This is a genomic window from Xanthovirga aplysinae, from assembly GCF_009711365.1.
Taxonomy (GTDB): domain Bacteria; phylum Bacteroidota; class Bacteroidia; order Cytophagales; family Cyclobacteriaceae; genus Xanthovirga; species Xanthovirga aplysinae.
The window spans coordinates 1-2,551 of record NZ_SMMB01000584.1 but is presented as its reverse complement, the minus strand read 5'-3'; the positions used below and the strand labels follow the sequence as shown (position 1 = coordinate 2,551).

The 2,551-nt window shown below is 31.8% G+C and carries 2 protein-coding genes; both read right to left on the bottom strand.

The features are described 5' to 3' along the window. Window positions 1-98: 98 nt before the first annotated feature. Window positions 99-830, bottom strand: a complete 732-nt coding sequence (locus E1171_RS24155; protein WP_222931359.1) for a LytR/AlgR family response regulator transcription factor — start codon at window positions 828-830, stop codon at window positions 99-101. A 467-nt stretch (window positions 831-1,297) separates the two neighbouring features. After that, complete coding sequence (locus tag E1171_RS02940) at window positions 1,298-1,753, bottom strand: LexA family protein (protein ID WP_155203923.1); 456 nt, start codon at window positions 1,751-1,753, stop codon at window positions 1,298-1,300. Between the last annotated feature and the right edge of the window lie 798 nt (window positions 1,754-2,551).

The following is a 2,551-nucleotide window of genomic DNA, read 5'->3' as shown; positions in this document are numbered from 1 at the left end:
TATCTGGATTGTATTCAAAGATTTCACTTATTCCCCAAATAGTTGGAATAAAAAAATGGAATGAAGGCCTGGACTTGCAACAAAGATTAGACAAGTTTTTAAGCTTCCTCAGAAGTGAATGAGGATTGGTATTTTTTTGATACAGGAATAATTTTGGAATAACCTAAATCCAGTTGAATTTGTCGGTTAGTGGCTATGATTTGGTTAATATTAGCTGGGTTAATCATATAACTTCTATGGCATCGAGAAAGGAATGGGGATCCTAAATATTTCTGTTCAATATTTTTTAAACTATTTCTCTGGAGTTCACATTTTAGTTGTCCATCCGAAATATAATAGATCTCCACATAGTTGTCTTCAGATTTTAGGTATATTAGATTTTCGGCTTTTATTTGGAGTTTATGTTTCCCATTTTCGGAGATAAAGGCCAATTTCTTAGATTTAGGTGGCACAGGCTTAGGGTTTCTGCTTAAAATCCAGCAAAAAGAAATGGGGAAAAACATCACCAGGTAGTATTCACGGATTAACAGAAAATAACTGGGCCAATACCATTCTGTCCAGTTCCAGAAATAGTTGAAAAGTAAAAAAATAAAATTGGCTCCCATAAACACTTCCCAAATGACCCAAAGTATTTTTCTTCGAATATTGCTTAGGGGCATAATTGGGAGTAGAAAGAATTCGTGAATGTAAAATATGAATGAGGTGAGCAACCCAAAACAGATGGACCTGAAAAATAAACCATGACCTGAGTAAGACAAACCTTGTTGGATGTTGTACCCTTTGTAAACGAACAGTACCACAAAAAGAAATAGTCCGGTTAAAATGGTCATTAGCCATTTCCCAAGGTTTTTTTTGAAATACTTCTCAATAGAGTGGCCCATCCTTTTTCTTAAAAATAATTAAAAATGAATCCTGAATAAACTTTAAATTTTGGTAATCCTATTCAAAAGTAAAAATGAAGTGGTCTTTTTTTGATGTTGTCTTTGAAATTTGTCAGTTGATATAGGCAGGAACACGAAAAAAAGTTTCTTTTCTCTTTAGATAAAAAAGATTTCAACGGTCTTCAGCACTTTCACATTAGCCTATTTTATCCTTTTTGAGTAAGGGTGCTACAAAGGGGGGCTTGATATTCATTTTTAAAAAATGGGCCTTTCAACTCTAAAAATGGTATCAAATAATGGGCCCAGTATCTGAAAAACTGGGCCATGAATATGAATAAGTTTAATGGAGTTTTGTAGATCTTAAAAATGTAAAGAGCTCATATTTTAGATCCTACTTTAACAGTTTTTGGATAAGTTTACCGCATTGTATGTATTACGAACGTTACCACTCCCCATACTTGAAAATCATTTCCTTCTTCAACCTTAATCGGTTTAAAATTGGAGCTCTCAGGCATCAAAAATAAATCATCTTCTACTTTATGTAAACGCTTCACCGTAAATTCCCCATCAATACAACAAACAGCCACCTTATCGTGCTGGGGTTCCACACTGCGGTCAATCACCAATATATCCCCATCAAAAATATTCGAATTCCGCAAAGAATGCCCGTTTACCCGTGCAAAGAAAGTTTTTTCTGGGTTTTTAATTAACTCTCTGTTTAAATCCAGTCTGTAATTAAAATTATTATTATCAGCAGAGGGTTGCCCTTCAGAAATACAATTTTCTGGTGCTTTTGAAGTCAGAAAACTGTCATTTTCCGCTTCATAAATAGTCATAGAAGGCATTCTGGTCTCAATAGATCTAATAATCATGAGCAATGTTTTGATTAATTATGTCACAATTAATAACATTGTGATATAATAAGCAACATTATTGAGTAAAAAATATTTAAGGTATGTTATTTTAAAACTTCAGAATCCCTCATAACAAAAGAACTTTTAAACTTTAAATGAATATTTAAAAAATATCCTTTTTTGCATTATACACGCCCAAAATAAACCGATATATTTTTATAAATCGTAATTCAAAATCGAGAAGAAATTTTTTTGGCTAGATAATTGCAGGTCTTATTTGACCATTATTTATTTTTTAATCTATCATTATTATGAGAATCACTTTAATTATTCTAATTGTATTTTTTAGTTTTCTGTTATTAACGTCAATTATTTACTATAATAGTAAGTTAGTAGCTTTAAGTACAGCTTTAGCCTGGGGCTCAATGATTGGCCTGGCTATCTTTTCTAGTAGAAAAAAACAGAAATTAAAGCATTTCAAAAATTAATAGGTTTAAATACCTGTTTTTCTAGTGTTTAGCTTATTTTTTTGAGAAAGTTCGACATGCTCCTAAACCTATATAAAAAACTGAATCCTTAGGCATCTTTGAAGTTGACCAAAAATGGAGTCCCCATTTATTTTGGGGACATTTATTAGGGGAAATCTTTAAAAAAACTGTTGTTAAAACTAGGGTATAATATGGGAACGGAGGATTAAAATCAGGCTAATGATCTATTAGCCTGATTTTAATGTGTTATTTATTGAGCTCTGCTATTTTCAATCTGCTTTTTGGAGTTATTCTGTTAGGTAATCTTTTGGATTTAGAAACATATTTA